Origin of the sequence: Grimontia marina (genome assembly GCF_900060185.1) — a bacterium.
In the GTDB taxonomy this organism is placed as follows: Bacteria; Pseudomonadota; Gammaproteobacteria; order Enterobacterales; family Vibrionaceae; genus Enterovibrio; species Enterovibrio marinus.
This window is the reverse complement of the sequence record NZ_FIZY01000027.1, coordinates 21,238-39,703: the sequence shown is the minus strand read 5'-3', so window position 1 is coordinate 39,703 and position 18,466 is coordinate 21,238. Positions and strand designations below refer to the sequence as shown.

The 18,466-nt window shown below is 48.8% G+C and carries 15 protein-coding genes; 10 read left to right on the top strand and 5 right to left on the bottom strand.

The window, feature by feature from the left end; all coding sequences use genetic code 11:
- The first annotated feature begins 4 nt into the window (after nucleotides 1-4).
- From GMA8713_RS14495 to GMA8713_RS14480, 4 genes are all read left to right on the top strand, one after another.
- Nucleotides 5-928: a DUF808 domain-containing protein gene (locus GMA8713_RS14495; RefSeq protein ID WP_062711237.1), complete on the top strand. Its 924-nt coding sequence runs from the start codon at nucleotides 5-7 to the stop codon at nucleotides 926-928.
- Nucleotides 929-1,027: 99 nt separating this feature from the next.
- Nucleotides 1,028-1,795: a 3-hydroxybutyrate dehydrogenase gene (locus tag GMA8713_RS14490; RefSeq protein WP_062711236.1), complete on the top strand. Its 768-nt coding sequence runs from the start codon at nucleotides 1,028-1,030 to the stop codon at nucleotides 1,793-1,795.
- A 179-nt stretch (nucleotides 1,796-1,974) separates the two neighbouring features.
- Entirely contained in the window at nucleotides 1,975-4,353 is a 2,379-nt protein-coding gene (locus GMA8713_RS14485) for a Lon protease family protein (RefSeq protein WP_062711233.1), read from the top strand.
- Nucleotides 4,354-4,589: 236 nt separating this feature from the next.
- Nucleotides 4,590-6,590 carry a PA domain-containing protein gene (locus GMA8713_RS14480; RefSeq protein WP_062711230.1) on the top strand — a complete coding sequence of 667 codons (2,001 nt, stop codon included), beginning with the start codon at nucleotides 4,590-4,592 and terminating at the stop codon, nucleotides 6,588-6,590.
- A gap of 69 nt (nucleotides 6,591-6,659) precedes the next feature.
- On the opposite strand, the gene GMA8713_RS14475 is transcribed toward GMA8713_RS14480, so the two are convergent.
- From GMA8713_RS14475 to GMA8713_RS14465, 3 genes are all read right to left on the bottom strand, one after another.
- Nucleotides 6,660-8,045 carry a TRAP transporter large permease gene (locus GMA8713_RS14475; protein WP_062711227.1) on the bottom strand — a complete coding sequence of 462 codons (1,386 nt, stop codon included), beginning with the start codon at nucleotides 8,043-8,045 and terminating at the stop codon, nucleotides 6,660-6,662.
- Nucleotides 8,032-8,574 (bottom strand): TRAP transporter small permease subunit, encoded by a 543-nt coding sequence (locus GMA8713_RS14470; protein ID WP_062711226.1) that lies wholly within the window; start codon nucleotides 8,572-8,574, stop codon nucleotides 8,032-8,034. The genes GMA8713_RS14475 and GMA8713_RS14470 overlap by 14 nt, the downstream gene beginning before the upstream one ends.
- Before the next feature lie 70 nt (nucleotides 8,575-8,644).
- Nucleotides 8,645-9,700 carry a TRAP transporter substrate-binding protein gene (locus GMA8713_RS14465; protein WP_062711223.1) on the bottom strand — a complete coding sequence of 352 codons (1,056 nt, stop codon included), beginning with the start codon at nucleotides 9,698-9,700 and terminating at the stop codon, nucleotides 8,645-8,647.
- 232 nt (nucleotides 9,701-9,932) lie between these two features.
- On the opposite strand from GMA8713_RS14465, the gene GMA8713_RS14460 reads away from it, so the two are divergent.
- The 6 genes from GMA8713_RS14460 to GMA8713_RS14440 all read left to right on the top strand — a co-directional run bounded on the left by GMA8713_RS14460 (nucleotide 9,933) and on the right by GMA8713_RS14440 (nucleotide 15,673).
- Complete coding sequence (locus GMA8713_RS14460; RefSeq protein ID WP_232314447.1) at nucleotides 9,933-11,303, top strand: cache domain-containing protein; 1,371 nt, start codon at nucleotides 9,933-9,935, stop codon at nucleotides 11,301-11,303.
- Nucleotides 11,304-11,340: 37 nt separating this feature from the next.
- Nucleotides 11,341-11,991, top strand: coding sequence for a response regulator (locus tag GMA8713_RS14455; protein WP_062711220.1), 651 nt, complete (start codon nucleotides 11,341-11,343; stop codon nucleotides 11,989-11,991).
- A 469-nt stretch (nucleotides 11,992-12,460) separates the two neighbouring features.
- On the top strand, nucleotides 12,461-13,201 hold the full coding sequence (locus GMA8713_RS14450; RefSeq protein WP_062711216.1) for an SDR family NAD(P)-dependent oxidoreductase: 741 nt from the start codon (nucleotides 12,461-12,463) through the stop codon (nucleotides 13,199-13,201).
- A 338-nt stretch (nucleotides 13,202-13,539) separates the two neighbouring features.
- On the top strand, nucleotides 13,540-13,593 hold the full coding sequence (locus GMA8713_RS28440) for an SEC-C metal-binding domain-containing protein (RefSeq protein ID WP_269747452.1): 54 nt from the start codon (nucleotides 13,540-13,542) through the stop codon (nucleotides 13,591-13,593).
- A 57-nt stretch (nucleotides 13,594-13,650) separates the two neighbouring features.
- Nucleotides 13,651-14,529, top strand: coding sequence for a SecC motif-containing protein (locus tag GMA8713_RS14445; RefSeq protein WP_232314446.1), 879 nt, complete (start codon nucleotides 13,651-13,653; stop codon nucleotides 14,527-14,529).
- A gap of 34 nt (nucleotides 14,530-14,563) precedes the next feature.
- On the top strand, nucleotides 14,564-15,673 hold the full coding sequence (locus GMA8713_RS14440; protein ID WP_062711213.1) for a hypothetical protein: 1,110 nt from the start codon (nucleotides 14,564-14,566) through the stop codon (nucleotides 15,671-15,673).
- 115 nt (nucleotides 15,674-15,788) lie between these two features.
- Here GMA8713_RS14440 and GMA8713_RS14435 read toward each other — a convergent pair whose 3' ends face one another.
- Together GMA8713_RS14435 and GMA8713_RS14430 are read right to left on the bottom strand one after the other, a co-directional pair.
- Nucleotides 15,789-17,507: a VIT and vWA domain-containing protein gene (locus GMA8713_RS14435; RefSeq protein ID WP_062711210.1), complete on the bottom strand. Its 1,719-nt coding sequence runs from the start codon at nucleotides 17,505-17,507 to the stop codon at nucleotides 15,789-15,791.
- A 120-nt stretch (nucleotides 17,508-17,627) separates the two neighbouring features.
- Nucleotides 17,628-18,392, bottom strand: coding sequence for a helix-turn-helix domain-containing protein (locus GMA8713_RS14430; protein WP_062711207.1), 765 nt, complete (start codon nucleotides 18,390-18,392; stop codon nucleotides 17,628-17,630).
- Nucleotides 18,393-18,466: the final 74 nt, after the last annotated feature.

Sequence of the window (18,466 nt, the reverse complement as noted above, 5' to 3'; positions counted from 1 at the left end):
GACCATGGCAGGAGCCAGCCTTCTTACACTGCTTGATGACATTGCCACGATTCTGGATGACGTTTCTGTCATGAGTAAAATCGCCGCGAAGAAAACTGCCGGTGTATTGGGAGATGATCTTGCCCTTAATACCGAACAAGTTTCCGGCGTCAAAGCTGACAGAGAGTTACCCGTCGTCTGGGCCGTCGCCAAAGGATCCTTTCTCAATAAACTGATACTGGTGCCTGCGGCCCTCGCAATCAGTGCCATTGCACCTTGGCTGATCACCCCTCTTCTTATGCTCGGCGGTCTTTTTCTTTGTTACGAAGGAGCAGAGAAAGTACTGCATACCTTCTTTCACAAAAAAGAAGAACATCCTGCCAGTGAAGCGCAGGACTTCAATACTGCTACGCTGGACGCCGCAGAATACGAAGCGCAGAAAATAAAAGGCGCGATCCGGACTGACTTTATCCTTTCCGCCGAAATCATTGTCATCACCTTGGGTGTAGTATCAGAAGCTACCTTCCTCACCCAAGTTGTCACTCTGTTTGGCATCGCGTTTTTAATGACGATAGGTGTTTATGGCTTGGTCGCCGTGATTGTCAAAATCGATGATGCCGGACTTTATCTCAGCCAGAAAGCGGGCAGTATCAAACAAACCGTAGGCCGTGGTCTGCTCTCCTTTGCACCCTACCTGATGAAAGGGCTGTCTATTGTCGGCACCATCGCGATGTTCTTGGTGGGCGGTGGCATTCTCACACACGGCGTTCATGTGCTATCTGAGCTCATTACAGACGCCGCACAGGAGACTGCGCTGATACCGACCGTCGGCACTGTGATTTCCGCGCTGGTGCCAACGCTACTCAATGGCTTGATTGGATTGGTTGCAGGACTTGTCATAGTGGGATTCTTTAGCTTGGCCAGCAAAATGAAACCTTCAAAGTCATAAGTGTTCACTTCACGCGCCATTTGCGTACTACTACGGATTGCCACATTTCTTGTCTACCCTTAACGTTGGATAAACCAGCCAACGTTAGGGAGAACAGAAATGGCGGCAAAACATGTATTTATTACCGGTGGTGCAAGCGGAATTGGCTTTGGTATGGCGCAGGGGTTCGCGCAGGCAGGCCATAAGATCACTCTATCTGATATCAACAAAGAAGCGCTGGATAACGCCGTCACTAAACTAAAAAGCCAGTTCGACGTAGATGTTCAGGGCGTAGAGCTCGATGTCACTCACTCCGAGCAATTGGCTTCTGCTCCTTCACGTGTCGATGCGCCTGTCGATATTCTCGTTAACAATGCAGGTATTCAATTTGTCTCCGCGCTGGAGCAATTCCCCGAGGAAAAATGGCGTCTTATCATCGACATTTTGCTTTGCGGCCCAGCCATGCTGACCAAAGCCTTTCTCCCCTCGATGTATGAACGCAATTTTGGGCGAATCATCAATGTTGGCTCCATCCACAGCCTTGTCGCCTCGCCATATAAATCCGCCTACGTGTCTGCGAAACATGGCTTGTTGGGCTTTTCCAAGACCATCGCGTTGGAAAGTTCAGAGCATGATGTCACCATCAACACGCTTTGCCCTTCCTACGTAAAGACGCCACTTGTCGAAAACCAAATCACGGCACAGGCACAAAATCACGGCATCACGGAAGAGGAAGTCATCAACACCATCATGCTTAAACCCATGCCCAAAAAAGCCTTCATTGATCTTAATGAGTTAGCCGAAACTGCCCTTTTTCTCTGCTCTCCTGCCGCGAAGAACATCACAGCACAGGCCATAACGATCGACGGCGGTTGGACAGCGCACTGATTCCTTGCTCCCAAAAGCTGAACCATATCGACTACTTTTTGCGCACTTGTTCACCATAAACCAGTGAATATAGTGCGCCAGCCCACAATGCCAACACGTCTGCGATTCTTTAGCTCAAAATCAGTAAGTTAACGGCGCTACACTGAGTTTCATGAGAAACACAGTGAAAGGAGAGCGCTATGCCACATCAGCCATTAACCAGTGACATGCTCTATCGCACTTCACAACTGACCAAACTCGACGTTTCATCTACCAAGCATCTTGAACCACTCGAAGAGATTGTGGGACAGGATCGCGCCCGTCAGGCCGTTGAGTTTGCGATGTCCATTAAGGAAAAAGGCTACAACATCTACGCAGTCGGCCAGAACGGTCTCGGCAAGCGCACCATGGTGATGCGCTATCTCAGCCGTCATTGGCAATATGCCCATCCGGTTTATGACTGGTGTTATGTCGCCAACTTTCAGGATTCGCGCATCCCTAAAGTGCTGCAGGTGCCTGCCGGCCGTGGCCTGAAGCTGAAAAAAGACATCGAGAAAATGATGGGTCGCTTGGGCAAATCCCTGCAACTCGCCTTTGACAACGAGATGTATTACTCCCGTGCAGATGCTCTGAAAAACCGCCTGACTGAGATGCAGGAAGGTGCGTTGGCAGAACTTAGCCAAGAGGCGAAGCTGCAAAGCGTCAGCCTTTCGATCACCACTTCCGGCGACTATCAGTTTATTGCCTTAAACGGTGAGGAACCACATACCGAAGAGACCTTCGATGCTCTTTCTCAGAAAGAACAGGAGCATTTCGATCAGGCTATTCGAGATCTGGAAATCCAACTCCGCGGTCTGGTACGCAAACTCACCGAGTGGGAAGAAACCTACGCCGAGAAACAGCAAAAGCTGGATGAAGAAATTGCTAACGAAGCGATTTCCCATCATATGGTTAAGTTGATCGAGTCCTATTCTGACCTGCCTCAGGTGAAGAAATACCTGAAAGAAATGCAGGGCGATGTGCTGGAAAATCTCGATATCTTCCTGCAGGAAAGCGAAGAGCAAGCCGCCCTCGCCTATGCAGCGCTGGATAAGAAATTGCCGCGTCGCTATCAAGTCAATGTGCTGGTCGCGCAGGAAGAAGAAGTGCCACCGGTTATCGTGGAAGACAGCCCGACGTACCACAACATTTTCGGCTACGTCGAAAATGCGACCTACAAAGGCACGGTATTCACCGATTTCTCGCTGATCCGTCCAGGCAGTATCCATCGTGCCAATGGCGGTGTGCTTTTGATCGATGCAGTGAAAGTTCTTGAGCGCCCTTACGTTTGGGATGGCTTAAAGCGCGCACTAAGCTCGCGCAAAGCCTCGCTCAGTTCTTTGGAACGTGAAGTGACGCTGAGTGGCACTATCTCGCTTGAGCCAGAGCCAATTCCACTGGACGTAAAAATCATCCTGTTCGGTGACTACCACACGTACAAGCTGCTGCAGAACTATGATGCAGAGTTCAGTGAGCTATTCCGTGTCACCGCAGATTTTGAAGACGACATGCCACGCAATGAAAATAGCGAAATGAAGTACGCTATGCTCATTTCCAGCATTTGTCACGACAACAACCTGCTGCATTGCGACCCAGGTGCCATTGGCCGGATCATTGAGCACAGCAGTCGTCAGTCCGGCGATCAGGATAAACTTTCCCTGCACTCTGCTGACATTGCCAACCTGCTGCGCGAATCAAACTATCAGGCAAAAGTCAGCAATGCCAACATCATCCGAGCATCCCACGTCGAAAAGGCGCTGGCGAGCCGCGATATGCGCGTTAGCCGATTGCGTGACCACGTCATGGAAGGTTTCACTACAGGCACCACACTGATTGATACCAAAGGCAAAGCCGTGGGTCAGGTGAACGCACTGTCTGTTCTGGCAACCAATGATTTTAGCTTTGGTGCACCGAACCGAATCACCGCAACGACCTCGTTTGGTGATGGTGCGGTGCTGGATATCGAGCGCAGTGTTGAGCTGGGCGGCAGTATTCACTCTAAAGGTGTGATGATCCTGACTGCTTACCTGTCGTCGCTGTTGGGTAAGCAAGCGAAAATACCACTCACCACCCGCATTACGTTTGAGCAGTCTTACGGCGGTGTGGATGGCGATAGCGCTTCTATGGCGGAATTTTGTGCCATTGTGTCTGCGATTTCAGGTGTACCGCTGCGTCAGGATCTGTCTATTACAGGTTCAATGAACCAGTTTGGTCAGGCACAGCCGATTGGTGGTGTGAACGAGAAAATCGAAGGCTTCTTCGATGTTTGTACCATCAAAGGGCCAAAGTCTTCACAAGGTGTGATTATTCCCCGCTCTAACGTGCATAACCTGATGCTGCGTAAAGACATCATCCATGCCGTTGAGAAAGGCAAATTCCACATCTACGCGATTGACCATGTCAGCGAAGCTATCGAACTGTTCACCGGCATATCCGCCGGTAAGCCAGACAGCAAAGGCAAGTTCAAGCCTGACACCGTGCTACATAAGGCACACCTGTCACTTGAAAGCCTGCGCAACAAGGACAAAAAGAAAAGCTAATTTATACATAGATACAGCGGCTTAAGGATGTAAGCCGCTTTTTTACATCTCATGTCGGCAAGTTTTACGTCACTGTCCAATTTATTGTCACTTCGCCTTATTTTCCGCATACCGCACTCACGCCCACACGAAGCCCGATTTTTATGTGCTAGATATTAGCTGTTGCTGCATTAGACATAGCTTCAATAAGCACAGAATCGCAGCCGCTCTTTCTAACCATTGAAGAAGGAACAATCATGACGTGGATGATGAAACGGCAATGGCTCGCCACTCCTCTGGCCGCCGCTCTAACCATGACCCTCTCACTTTCCCCCGCTTATGGTCATGAAGATGCCACCGCAGACGGAAGCAAGGCCGATAACAAACACCTCCTTCATGACACCCCCAACCCCGATGGACACATCCCCAGCAACGTGAACTATGGCTTCTCTGTCATAGGCAGAGATACATTAGGGGGAATTTCAGACGGGAGATACACGGATGTCTGGGCACACAAAGGCTTCGCTTATGTAGGCACTTTCCAAGAGCCCACCTGTGACCGTTCGGGTGTTTACATCTCCGACATCAGAGACCCTGCGAACCCGGTGACAGTCAAGATGATCAAGTCGCCACCGAACACCCGCATCAACGATGTGAAGGTTTACTCCATCGCGGGTAAAGACGTCCTTATCCATACACTGGAACCATGTGGAAAGCTGGCAGGTAAAGCACCTCAGCGCGGACAAGGCGGCATTTCATTGTGGGACGTTTCCGACCCAACCAACCCTCATGCGCTGAAACAGAACTTCCTGGATTTCCCTGTTCACAATACGTTTGCATGGCAGCCAGCAAACGGTAAAACCTATTTGCTGATTGTTGATGATATCGCGGCCAACGACCTGAAAATCGCCGACATCTCGAAGCCACAATCTCCGAAATTACTGGGAGAAACCGGCATTGAAGATTGGCTGGAAACGAACCCGGAAATTGCTGATGACGGCCAACTGTTCACCGGGACATTTGCAGCTTCTCTTCTTCATGATATCTGGGTGAACGACATGGACTCAGGTGAAGGGGAAGATTGGCATGCCGTGCTTTCCTACTGGGACGCCGGTTTTGTCGTACTGGATGTCAACGATCCGAACAATCCAGTATTCATCAAAGACTCCACCTATCCAGACCCTGATCCTGTTCTGGATTCCAGCCCCGCGGAGGGTAATGCGCATGCTGCCGTCTTTGGTGGACCAGGCTTTGACAAAATCTTTGGTGGTGATGAGGACTTCGATTCGCTCTATTCTGCTGTCACTGTCAATGGCGAAGACTACGCTGCTTCACAAGGCAACAATGTGCCTCAAGTCGGTCCGGGGGCAGATATCGAATCCCTTGTGGGGCAGACTGCATTCGTCGGGCTTGCGTGTGGCAGTGCATTGACACCAGCAAGTGAAACAGGCGCTTCTATCGCTGTCATTGAACGTGGAGAGTGTGCCTTTACGACGAAAGCCCAAACTATTGAGGCCGCGGGTTATCAAGCCGGTATTGTATTTAACGCCGCCGCAGAAGGCCGTTGTGATGCCACCGTTTCTATGCTGGTTGATGGTGGCGTTCCCATGGTGTTCGTTCCCCGTTCAAGTGCCTACGCTATCCTGGGTATCGAAGGTTATGACCCTGCCCTTTGCCCAGACAATGAAGCGGACAACCCGCCGCTGCCAACCGTCGACACTTGGGGCTTGGTTGCTACACTCGGTGCCGCTTTTGACGGCTGGGGTTATCTACATGTGCTCAACAACAAAAATGAGGACGTGACGGTGAAATATGGCCGTGACGGTGATACCCGCACCGTGGGCTATCTGGGAGAAATCGGTTACTACGCGCCGTCAGAGCTTACCGATCCTGAGTTGGCAACCGGTGCCGGCGATCTGACCATGCATAATCTTGAAATTGACCCTCAATATCCTAACCGTGCGTTTATCTCTTGGTATTCACTGGGTATGCGCGCGGTGGAATGGCGTGAAGGCCACCTGCATACCAACGCCAGAGGCGAAGGGGTAAATTCATGGAACATGCACGAAGTCGGTCGCTTTATTGCGGGTGATGAATATGTGGATTCCAGCGGTTCTAACTTCTGGGGTGTTCATGTGACCGAGGTGGGCGGAGAGCAATACATTCTTGGTTCCGACCGCAACACTGGCTTGTGGATATTCCAGTGGAGCTGTGAAGACGTCAGCGATGTCTTTTACTGCAACATGCCACAAATGTAACACCTTATTTTTAAATACAAAAAGCCGACTTTGCAGTCGGCTTTTTTCAATCATCTTTTCCCGTTCCGCTTAACCATAAGCAATCGACGGTAGCCACAGCACCAAATTTGGCCAGAACACCAACATCACCAACGCCAGCAATTGGAGGATAATAAATGGAATTACACCTTTATAGATATCCATCAGTTTTACTTGCGGAGGGCACACCCCTTTCAGATAGAACAAAGCAAATCCGACGGGAGGTGTTAAGAAGCTCGTCTGTAAGGCCATCGCTACCAGCATCACAAACCACACTAACTCTGGATTATCCAAACCCGGATAGTCGCCAATGCTTAAATCCAAGCCTAGCACCACAGGCGCTAACAGCGGCAGCACAATCAAGGTAATTTCAATCCAATCGAGGAAGAACCCCAGAAGGAAAATCACCAACAGAATGAAAGCCACAATGCCGTAAGGACCAAATGGCAAGGCTTCAAAGGCACTTTCGATAAACTCGTCACCACCGAGTTCACGCAGCACCAATGCAAAACAGGTCGCACCAATAAATATCGCGAAGATATAGGCGGTGGTTTTGTAGCTGTCGAGCAACACTTCTTTCAGCACTTCCAGCGAAAAACGTTTGTAGTAAACCGCCAGCAAAATGGCGCCAAACGCACCGACACCAGAGGCTTCCGTGGGTGTCGCAATACCCGCAAAGATAGAACCCAACACCACAATGATCAGCATGAAAGTCGGCACAATCGCTTTGGCTACATCTTTGATCACTGCCCAATCAAAGCCTTTGGCATTTTCCGGTAACGGCAAAGAATCTGCCTTCACCATCCCCATGATCAACAGGTACACAATATAAATCGCGCCCAGCATTAAGCCCGGAAACATGGCCCCCATAAAGAGGTCGCCCACGGAAAGCCCCAGCTGATCCGCCATGATCACTAGCATGATAGAAGGCGGCAGTAAGATCCCTAGTGTGCCTGCTGAGGCGACGGTACCCAGAGCTAATGGGAGGTTATAGCCCTGCTTCATCATGGCAGGCAGAGACATGGTCGCCAGCAACACCACCGATGCACCGATGATCCCAGTCGACGCAGCGAGGATGATACCAATTGCCATCACGGTAATTGCCAAACCACCATGTACACGGCCAAACAACGCCTGCATCGCATGCATTAAGCTGTCAGCAACACCGGATTTATCCAGCATGTTCCCCATGAATATGAACATCGGTAAGGCCACCAATATCCAGTTGTCCATGATTTTGTAGAGCCGGTTAACCACCAGCCCAAGAGTGGTGAAGTCCAGCCCTGTCCAAGTATCGAGGTAGATATCGCTGTAATAACCAATGAAGGCAAACGCCACACCAACGCCACCCAATACCCAAGCGACCGGAACACCGACAAACAGCAGCACAATAAAGCTGCCGAACATCGCCAGAATAAGAATCTCATTCGCTTCCATGCGAACCTCCTTTTCTCAGGTAAGCCACAGCACGGAGCAATCGGGCAAGGCTGGCAAAAGCCAACAAAGCCGCACTGAATGGGATCGCAGATTTGATCACCCATCGCCAAGGCAAACCGGATGGCGCATTGGAACGCTCGTTCACCCGCCAGGCTTCATACACGAATTCGAGAGAGTGAATGAAGATGACGTACATAAACGGCCAGACGAAAAACACCACAGTGATGATTTCTATCCAGGATTTGGTTTTCTGCGAAAAGCGGTGATAGAAAATATCGACCCGAACGTGCGTTCCGGTGATCTCGGCATAAGACAAACCAAACAACACGCCGATGGCATAGAGGTGCCACTGCAACTCTTCCAGCGCAATTTGGCCATTGTTGAAAACTTTTCGAAGCACTACCTGCATGATGATAACCAGAAACAGAACCAAATAGCTCCAAGCCAGTGTGCGTCCGATAGCCCGGACGACATGCTCAATGCTGTCTGCAAGTGGTGAAGCAGGGAGTGAGTGAGAAGGCTGGGTCATAACGAACTCCTACACCCATAGAAAAAGGAAAAGTGGGCAGCATCCTGCTGCCCAAAAACCACACAGCCTGTTATTGACCGCGCGGCAGGAACCCTTTCGACACCCAAGTCTGGTAGTTCATACGGAAGTCAGACATGTCAGCCCATACCTTTGCAAAGTAAGGGTCTTTCTTCTGCTCTTCCACCACTTCCAGCCAGGTCGATTCAAACAAGTTCAGCATTTCGTCATTCCAGTAGCGGAGTTCAACACCCTGCTCCTGCGCTTTTTGCATCGCTTCAAACTGCATCGCTTCGCCTTCAGCAATCGAGTTCGTCATTGAAGCCAGACACAGTGTTTCTAAACCAGACTGCTGATCTTCATCCATCTTGTTCCAGGTGTCTTTGTTGATCAGGAGTTCAAACATGGTGGCCTGCTGGTGCCAGCCTGGGAAGTAGTTGTATTTAACAATCTTATGGAAGCCCAAACGCTGGTCGATAGCTGGCTGGGAGAACTCACTCGCGTCAATGGCACCTTTTTCCAGCGCACCGAAGATCTCGCCACCCGGAAGTTGAACCGTGCCGACACCGAGTTTTTCCATAACCTGACCACCGAGGCCAAAGAAGCGCATCGTCAGGCCTTTCAAGTCTTCAGGCTTCTCGATAGGATTTTTGAACCAACCTGAGGTTTCAGGCGAAATGATCGCACAAGGCAAGACTTTCACGTTGTAGCCCGCCTCATCGTACATGCCTTGATACAGTTTCAGGCCGTTACCGTAGAACATCCACGCCATGTATTCCGGTGCTTCAGGGCCAAAAGGCACAGCAGAGAACAAAGCCGCTGCTGGCATTTTCCCTTGCCAGTATCCCGCAGTCGCGTAACCAGAATTCACTTTACCGCTGGATACCGCATCAAGAATTTCCAGCGGCGCCACCAGCTTACCCGGCTCGTACACTTTCATTTTGATGGTGTTACCTGACACAGGCTGAATGCGTTCGGAGACCCACTTAATTGGGGTGCCAAGCGCTGGCAAGTGAGTGCCGAAAGCAATAGGCGTTTTTAGCAATACTTTGTCAGCCAGCGCTGAGCCTGAAAAACAAAGTGTTGCTAAAGCGACCGCTTTGATTGATGTTGACATTGCCTTTTTCATTGTCCACTCCTTGGTGCGCAGCTTCACTTTTTAGAATGTATGCGGATGCTGCATATAGGGTTGAGGTTTAGAGCACATTGAGACCGTTAAGAAGTTGTTAACATCCAGACTATCCCTGCAACATCGAAAAAAATATCAGGTAGAAAACGGACTTAGCGTCCATAGCATTGCGTAATCGCTGTAAGTAGTAATACGTAGCAAAGCGATTTTTTACGAAGCTGGCGGAGTGATAATGACGAAGTTATCAGGCATAGTGATGCCACTCAGGATAAAATTGCTGGTGCTGGCAATGCTTCCTTTGCTCTTGATGTTTGGGCTGATTATTGGGCTGGTGGTTATCCAGTCAGATAGCCTGTCTAAAGATCAAGCCAGCCTCATCCGCTCGGAAACTTTGGCTTCCAAGAAACAAGAGTTACAGAAATACGTAGAACTCGCCCGGGCATCAATTTCTCCTGTTTATGACGCTGCCAGCGAAAGCGATGAAAAAGCGAAGCAACAAGTCATCGATATTTTGAATAACCTCACTTACGGTGAGGATGGCTATTTCTTTGCCTACACCTATGACGGCACCAATCTTGTCCTTCCGTATCAACCTGAACTGCTTGGCCAAAACATCTGGGAAGTGGAAGATGCCCGTGGTTTTAAACTCCTTCAGGCGCTGATCCGGACCGCCCAACAAGGTGGCGGCTTTGTGGATTACTACTGGCACAAGCCTTCCCGCAAAGAGCAGGTGAAAAAGCTCAGCTACGCCATTGGACTCGATAAATGGGGCTGGATGGTGGGAACGGGTGTTTACATTGATGATATTGAAATTCAGGTCGGGTCGGTTCATAGCAAAATTGATGAAACCATAAGCAAAACATTTATCGGTTTGGGGATTACACTGGTGATCACTATTGGGATCATGGCAAGTCTTGCTACCACTATCCATATTAACGCGAGAGAACTGGCCGACCAAAAACTGCAGGCGCTCAACCGTCAGATCATCGAATCACAGGAAGAAGAACGCACCCGTGTAGCCAGGGAGCTTCATGATGGTATTAACCAAATTCTGGTATCAGTGAAATACCGCCTCGATAACATCAAAGAAGCCAAAACCGACAAAGAGCGGGAACAGAACATCGCATTGGGTCAATCGACCCTGAATGAAGCCGTTCGCGAGCTTCGTCGAATATCCAAAGACCTGCGTCCTGCTTTACTTGATGACTTGGGGCTATTAGTGGCATTGGAAGATCTCGCCAAAGAAGTCTCACAGCGCTCTGGTATGACAGTGTTGTTTGAGCATCATCTGGATATGGGTAAGGTGTCAAAATCCGCTGAAATCACCTTGTTCCGTGTGGCGCAAGAAGCGCTGCACAACGCAGAAAAACACGCCAAAGCGAAAGCGGTAGACATGATTTTGCAGGAAGAAGAAGGCGAAATAGTGCTCACAGTTGCAGATGACGGCATTGGTTTTGAAGAGCATAGAGTGTCTAATACCAGCCAGTCGATGGGCTTAAAAAACATGCGGGAGCGTATCGAGAACCTCGATGGCACCTTCTCTATCAGTAGCTTGCAATACCAGGGAACGGAAGTGCGGGCAATTGTGCCTATTGCAGTTTAAAAGCGAAACACTAACCAGTGACAAATAGGAGAATCACATGACCACGCTATTACTTGCAGACGATCATGTCTTGCTACAGGATGGACTAATGGAGCGCTTATCCAAGCAGCCTCAATTCACCATCATTGGTGCTGCAAGTGACGGTGAATCAGCCATCGAGCAATCACTGGCTTTACGACCTGACATTCTGCTCACTGACATTTCTATGCCAAAGAAAACTGGCTTGGAAGTGCTGAGCGAACTTCGTGACAAAGCCCCGAAGATCAAAGTTGTTATCCTTAGCATGCACAACAACAAAGAGTACATTGTTTCTGCGTTCCGTGGGGGCGCTAAAGGTTATGTGCTGAAAGACGTCTCATCTCAAGAATTGGTGCAGGCTCTAGATATCATCGCAGGTGGTGGCTCTTACTTCAGTGCAGGCGTTTCTGAAACGCTCATGGAAAGCATGAGCCAAATGGTAAACAGGGAACACGAAGACAACGTCCCTACCCCTCGCGAAAAAGATGTGCTTATCCTTATCGCCAACGGCGCTTGTAACAAAACCATCGCTCGCGAACTAAACATCAGCGTACGAACCGTGGAAACCCATCGCCTTCGCGTAAAGAAAAAGCTTGGCGTGACCTCGACCGCAGGCTTAGTTAAATATGCGATTGAACAAGGTTGGATCAAAGGGGAAATGGAACATTAACCATTCTGATACTCCATTTAAAACCCACCGTTATAAACAGGTAAAATATTTGTTCAGAATTGCATATAAAATACTGATTGTTAGTTGGTTTTCTTTCTCATCTCTAAACTAAAGATAACGCCTCGACCACCGAATTGCCCCAACACAATAAGATGGTATGCAAGGCTTAGGATCTCTCCTGCTGTTCTGCTTTACCTGCACTGTTTACTGTTGCCAACAAACAGGAAAAATCCCGCTAGAATTGACCCACACCTCACCAGATACTTTCACCGATGCTATGCTTAAAACAACGAAGAATCAAAGAGGTAGCGTACGGTATTTCTTTGACACTCTGAGTATGCTTGGCGAACAGCAGTTCTACGAGGAACATGAAGCTAAGAAACATGTTCGCATCACACAGCCGATTATGGTGGACGGTATCGTCACGCACCGCTAGCCAGGCATTTCTTTTTACCGATATGGAGCGCGCATGAAAATAGTTCTCGTCACCGGCGGTAGTAGCGGCATTGGACTTCAAACCGTGCTTTCCTTTCATGACGCCGGGTATAAAGTCATTACCTGTTCCCGTAAAGAAGAAAAGTGGAATCAGGCAATGGCAAAGTATCCTCAGCTTTCAGCGGTCGATTACCTGCCTTTGGATTTGAAAGATGTTCACCAGGTTGACCGTTTCTTCGGTTATATTCGAGAGAACTATGGCCATATAGACATTGCCATCAATAACGCTGCACCAATAATCGCATCGCGGGGGGAGTTCTCTGAACTTCCCATTGATGCACTCTACAGCACTATGATAAGCGATTACTGGGTGCCTGCGCTGTGTCTGCGCTATGAACTTCCCTTGATGCAGGAAGGTGCTTGCATCATCAATGTCAGCTCCGTTAACGGGATTCGCCCAACCCCAAATGCTGCCATGTATTCCGGCACCAAGCATGGACTGGAGGGGATTACACGATCTGTAGCGGTAGAAGCAATCCGAAAAGGGATTCGTGTAAACGGTGTTGCCCCGGGCGTGACCTGGACACCCCGCTGGGAGCAAAAACAGCAAGAATTGGGAGCCACACTCAAACAGACAGTCGAAAGTCAGGTGCCTTGTCAGCGCTTTGCAGAGCCGCAGGAAATTGCAGATGCCATTATTTTTCTCAGCTCAGACAAAGCAAAATATATCGTCGGACACACACTGGTCATCGATGGTGGATTGAGTCTGACATAAGTATCAAAGAAAAAAGGGGCTGGATTGTGCTAAGTGGTAGCCACTCCCCTTTCATTTCGGTGAACATGTCATGGACCAAGACAGACATTTAGCATTCATTCAACCTTCCCATACAAGATGTATAGGCTTTGATAATACTCCTGCTTGATTGATGGGTACAACATACAAACAAGCCTAACTTGAGGTTCATTGAAACACCTGTGATCCCGGAGCATCCCGCCTTGCCTCATACCGTGGTACGCTATTCTCAATCTCTGAAAATGCACCAACCAGAACACTGTTAGCCCGACAGCTTTCAGTGTTCTGATTTCTTCCGCATCAATACATGGGGAATAACAATGAACGTGGGTCGTAATGAACCCTGCCCTTGCGGCAGCGGTAAAAAATACTAGCGCTGTTGCATCAGCACAAGCGAGACAGTACAAGATGAGATTGAACAGATTGTGGCCATGAGCGCCAACCTCACTATTGATGAGCTTAATACCCTGCTGAAAAGCAAGATGGACGGACGCAACAATCGTCCACTCGATGCATTTTGTGGCCTTTCTCCCACCCAAATGAGCAAGTGGCTTTACACCCCATTTGGTGACACAGCGGGGATGAGTATGACTATACCGGCCGACCTCTCAAAGAGCCCGGTCATGCGATATCTCAACGTTATCATTGAGGCCATTATCAATAGCAAAGGATCGCTAAAGGCCACTGCTAAGGGAAACCTTCCTGCAAAAATTGCCAAGGTTGCCACTGCACTGTTGCCCGAGTTTGCCACTGCTCAATTCAACGAAGATATCAGTATCAGCGAATTTGCCGGAAACAATGAAGACCACTTCACAGCGCTGCATTACACACGCTTATTGGCGGAAATCGCTAAGATCATCCAGCTGAAAAGGGGGTACTTCGTTTTGGGAGCACACGCAAAACGCACCTATGAGAAAGAAGGGATATCGGGTTTGTATTTCGTCATGTTGGAAACCGCTGTCACACATTACAACTGGGCATATCTGGATGGGTGGCAGGAAGACATTTCACTCCAACAGTTTTGGCGGTTTATGCTTTGGCGGTTGTCTTGTCACAGCGATATTTCTCGCCTGACACAAGAGATGTCCATTGCATTCCATGATCTTATTCATCAAATAGAACCATCCCCCTATTGCAACCAACAAGACACGCTGGGGCGCATGATAGAAACCCGTTTTGTATCGCGCTTTCTCGAGTATTTTGGAATGGTGGTCGTTAACCCGCTTCGCATGACGCCAGAAGGAAAACCAATTACCCCCAAAGCTACTTTACAGCCATTACTGAAACAGACCTTTTCATTTACAGTATGAGCGATTAAAGCACTCTTTTTATTCATGAGGATCCATGAGCGAGTATCAATTTTATCGGTTTGAGCGTGTTAGCGGTGTCTTAGATACAAACGAACTAAAAGCACTCAGAACCGTCTCAAGCCGCGCTGACATCACTCCCCGTTCATTTAGCGTGTTTTATCACTGGGGAGACTTAAAAGCAGAACCAGAAACCATGATGCAACACTTCGATACTGGGGTGTACTATGCCAACTGGGGAACCATTTTTGCGTGGATAAAAGTGCCGAGCCACGCTATTCCCAGCGCTTACCATCCCGCAAGTGATGATTGTCATCTCTCAATCACAGCCATTGAAGACCATACTCTTCTCACTTTTTCCATTGAGGATTTCGAACATTATTTTGACGATGATGATGCCCACGAACTGATTTGTCAGTTGCGCACCCTGAGAAGTGAACTTGTTGATGGCGACTATCGTCTTTTGTATTTCCCTTGGTTGATTCGCGCAGAATATGACGATGAACTGCCACTTATCCCCTTAGTGCAGTTCGACTTTACACAGTTGACTCCGGCACAGCACCACTTTGCCAACCTTTTTGGCGTACCTGAAAACTTGCTTCGCGCACTGACACATCTGCTGCGTGACACGCCATCACATCTACCAAACCAGACGACAGATGAAGCAATCATTGTGTCGTTAACAGACAAAGACAAAAGTCGGTTGATTGAAACCCTATTTGCCGAAGGCTCATTGACCCGTGAACAAGCCATGTCAATGCTAAGGACGCCTAAGCCTACGGAGAACATCACCTATGAGTACTGGCTTAGCGACACGCTGTTAACACCGCACATCGACACGGCTACCCAAGAGGTGCATAACGAACGAAAAGCAAAACAAGCGGCTGAGAAAGCAGCCCAGGAAGCAAAAGAAAATGCCAGATTGTCAGACTGCTACAACCAACGAGAGCACTTATGGCAAGAAGCGGAACAAGAAGCATCCAGAGGTTGCGCCAGCGGGTATGACAACACAAAGAGAACCTTGAAAGATTTAGCCAACGCTTACCTACTGAAGGGAGAACATACTTCATTTGAACAACGCTTCAGCACCTTCAAGACAAAGCACAAAAGGAGACCGGCACTTCAAACACGACTGAAAGAAATCTAGTAGAACGAAATGCTTGTATCGAGATGTCAGCCAGAGAACTTGGGTGGCTGCGTTGAAATGTACTGAAAAGAGGCCGCATCTGCAGCCTCTTTTCGTTTCATTAGCTCTGCTTTTATTAGCTCGTTTTTCTTACCATCACCAAGCGGCCAGCACCTAACAAGATCATGCTCAACAAGACCAAGATGTTCATACTACCGCCACTGCTGCCACCGCCGGAATGGGTCGGTGCCGGCTGGGTAAACATTGGCTGATTGTTATCCGCTCGGCTTGGTTCAACGGGTTTATTCTTTTTCACCTCACGAGCACTTTGCTCTTTGAGGACCCGCGTCTGATTCTTACGTTCTATTCCCAGTTGTTGGAAGACCTGTTCTTCCACGACCAGCAGCGAGGTGTAATCAGTCAGCAAACCATATTCCAGTGCAATGTCTTCGATAGCCTGCTCTTTGTCACTGTCTTTTTGCTCCAGGTAATCCATTTGCTCCTGCAAGTCGCGAATCGCTGAAAATGCCCACATTCTCTCAAGCTCAGGATGCGCTGCTGCAGAATCAGGCAACATCACTTTGGTGCGGTATTCGCGGGACTCACCGGCAATATCCATAGTGAGCTTGATATCAGCTTCCCCGCCTTTGAAGTAATGACCGAATACGGTCAGTTGTTCCCCGCGATACAGACTGCTGATTTGCTCCGGCGTCAGGTCTTTGATTTTCACACCATCAATATCGAGTTGGATGTTTCGGTACGCCTGATGCGTTAACTTACTGGTGATGTTCATTAAGTGGCCGATAATGTCATCCGCGTTAGATACTGACGTTGCCACGCCGTTCGACAACTTGGTCATCGGCACCAGCAGCGGCGTGTTGGCACTATTGCCCATGATGAAGGTAAACAGTCGCACATCGTGCTTCTCCATCAAATCGAAGAAGCGGCGCTTTTCGGTCACACCTACATTGGCTACCCCGTCGGTGACCAATACGATCCCGGTCGGACGATCGTCATCCAGTTTACGGATTGCAGCCGACATGCCTTCATAGAGATTGGTGCCATTACTTGGTTCAACCTGCTCAACGGACTGCAGTGCTTTGCTCACATTCGCAGGGTTAGCCGCCACAAAGCCGCCGGTGAGATCATAGGTATTGCTGTCAAACATCACGACGCGGAACCTGTCTTCAGAAGGCAACTTCCCTAATCCCTGACGGACACCATCAACAGGATATGACGAACGCAGTATCACATTGAACGAAAAGTCCTGCTCCACTTTGTCATTGCGCGTCCAAAAACTGCTTTTGGCTTCATCCACACCCCCTTCTTCCAACGGATAAACATAGCGCCCGATACCGTGATCCAACAATGCGTCCTGCATATATACCAGCTTCACTTTTACGCTCTGCAGAGGCTGCACCGGATACACCCTCATATCAAAGGTTCTGTATTCGTCTTTTTCGGTCAGCGCTGTGGCATTGCCCTGCACTTTTTGGTCATCATAAATCTTACGGGCTTTCTCTTTAGAGACCGCTTCCGCAATCACTGGCGAGCCGCTTATCCAATAGATAAATTCCCCAACTACCGCCTTTTGCGGCACTGGAAAAGAATACAAGGCTTCCAGCTCTACATTGTTTGGGTTGTAGAACGTCTGTTCTATCGAGGTGGTGGCATAGCCGTCCTGAATAGCAACATCAACATGGTGGGATTCAATTTGGAGATCTTTATATTGGCTGTTGACGGGTTTGAGCAAACCCGCTGCCAACGTTTTAGACGAAAACGTGGCGATAAACAGGGCGATAAAAACTACGCCCCAGATGGCGATTTGCGAAGTCATTTTCGGTCGGTTCAGCATTATTGCCTCCTTTACCTTCTGTCATCAGAGATTCTTTCTCCGGTTGCTCAGTAGGTTGCATTAAGGCTTGAAAGCAATAAAGCCTGACAGACAAGGTGGCTAATGGCGCTACTGCGGATATTATCTGGCGAGACTTTTCTCTGAACCGTCTTCGTTTTCAAATTCATCAAACAGCGGGAACGTCCATCGACGGAGGGCGATAACCATCGACGTACCATGTCTTTCTTGCATGGCTAAATCGCCGTCACTGCTACACGATTCATAGAACTCTTTAACGAGGCGCTGGATGCGTTGCTGGAATTTGTAATTGGTTGGCAGGGACATAAGCCCGGTAGACATAACAAGTTTTTCGTCGTCTTTGGAGAAATGAGTGCGAAAGAAAGTTTTAACGACCTGCTGCTGAAAGAACTGCTGAATAGGGCCACCGGAAATCCATGAGAAGGAAGGAGATATCTTCAATTTAATGCGGTTTTCAGGCATCAACTCAATCACCTTGATACGATCAAGATGTGCCAATTTTTGAATGATTTGCGGCTTAGTGAGGTTATATTGACTGAGGATTTGTTCAAAGCGATAGCCGTTGGTAATGCACACGGCCACGAGCAAAAGTGCCCCGTCAGCTACCAATTGTTCTTCTTGTTCCCAAGTCAATGAAGATAGGTTTTGGCTTTCCTCTTCGGCCAATTTAAACAACGCCGTCATTTCCAGGTCAATCAGTTTGCAAACAGCAGACAACCGTTCGAGGCTCATGCTTCCGCCATTGGCAAAAAGCCGCTTCACTGAACCTTCACTCAGATCGAGTGCTTTCGCGACATCCTGATAATTCACATTGCGTGATTTTAACTGCTTTTTCAGTGCTTGAATGACCTGATCACACTCTGACATGACTCTCTCCTTGATTGACCACCTAACGTTAAGCGGAATCTAAGCAAATGCCAAGGCGAACAAGTCATTGTCAT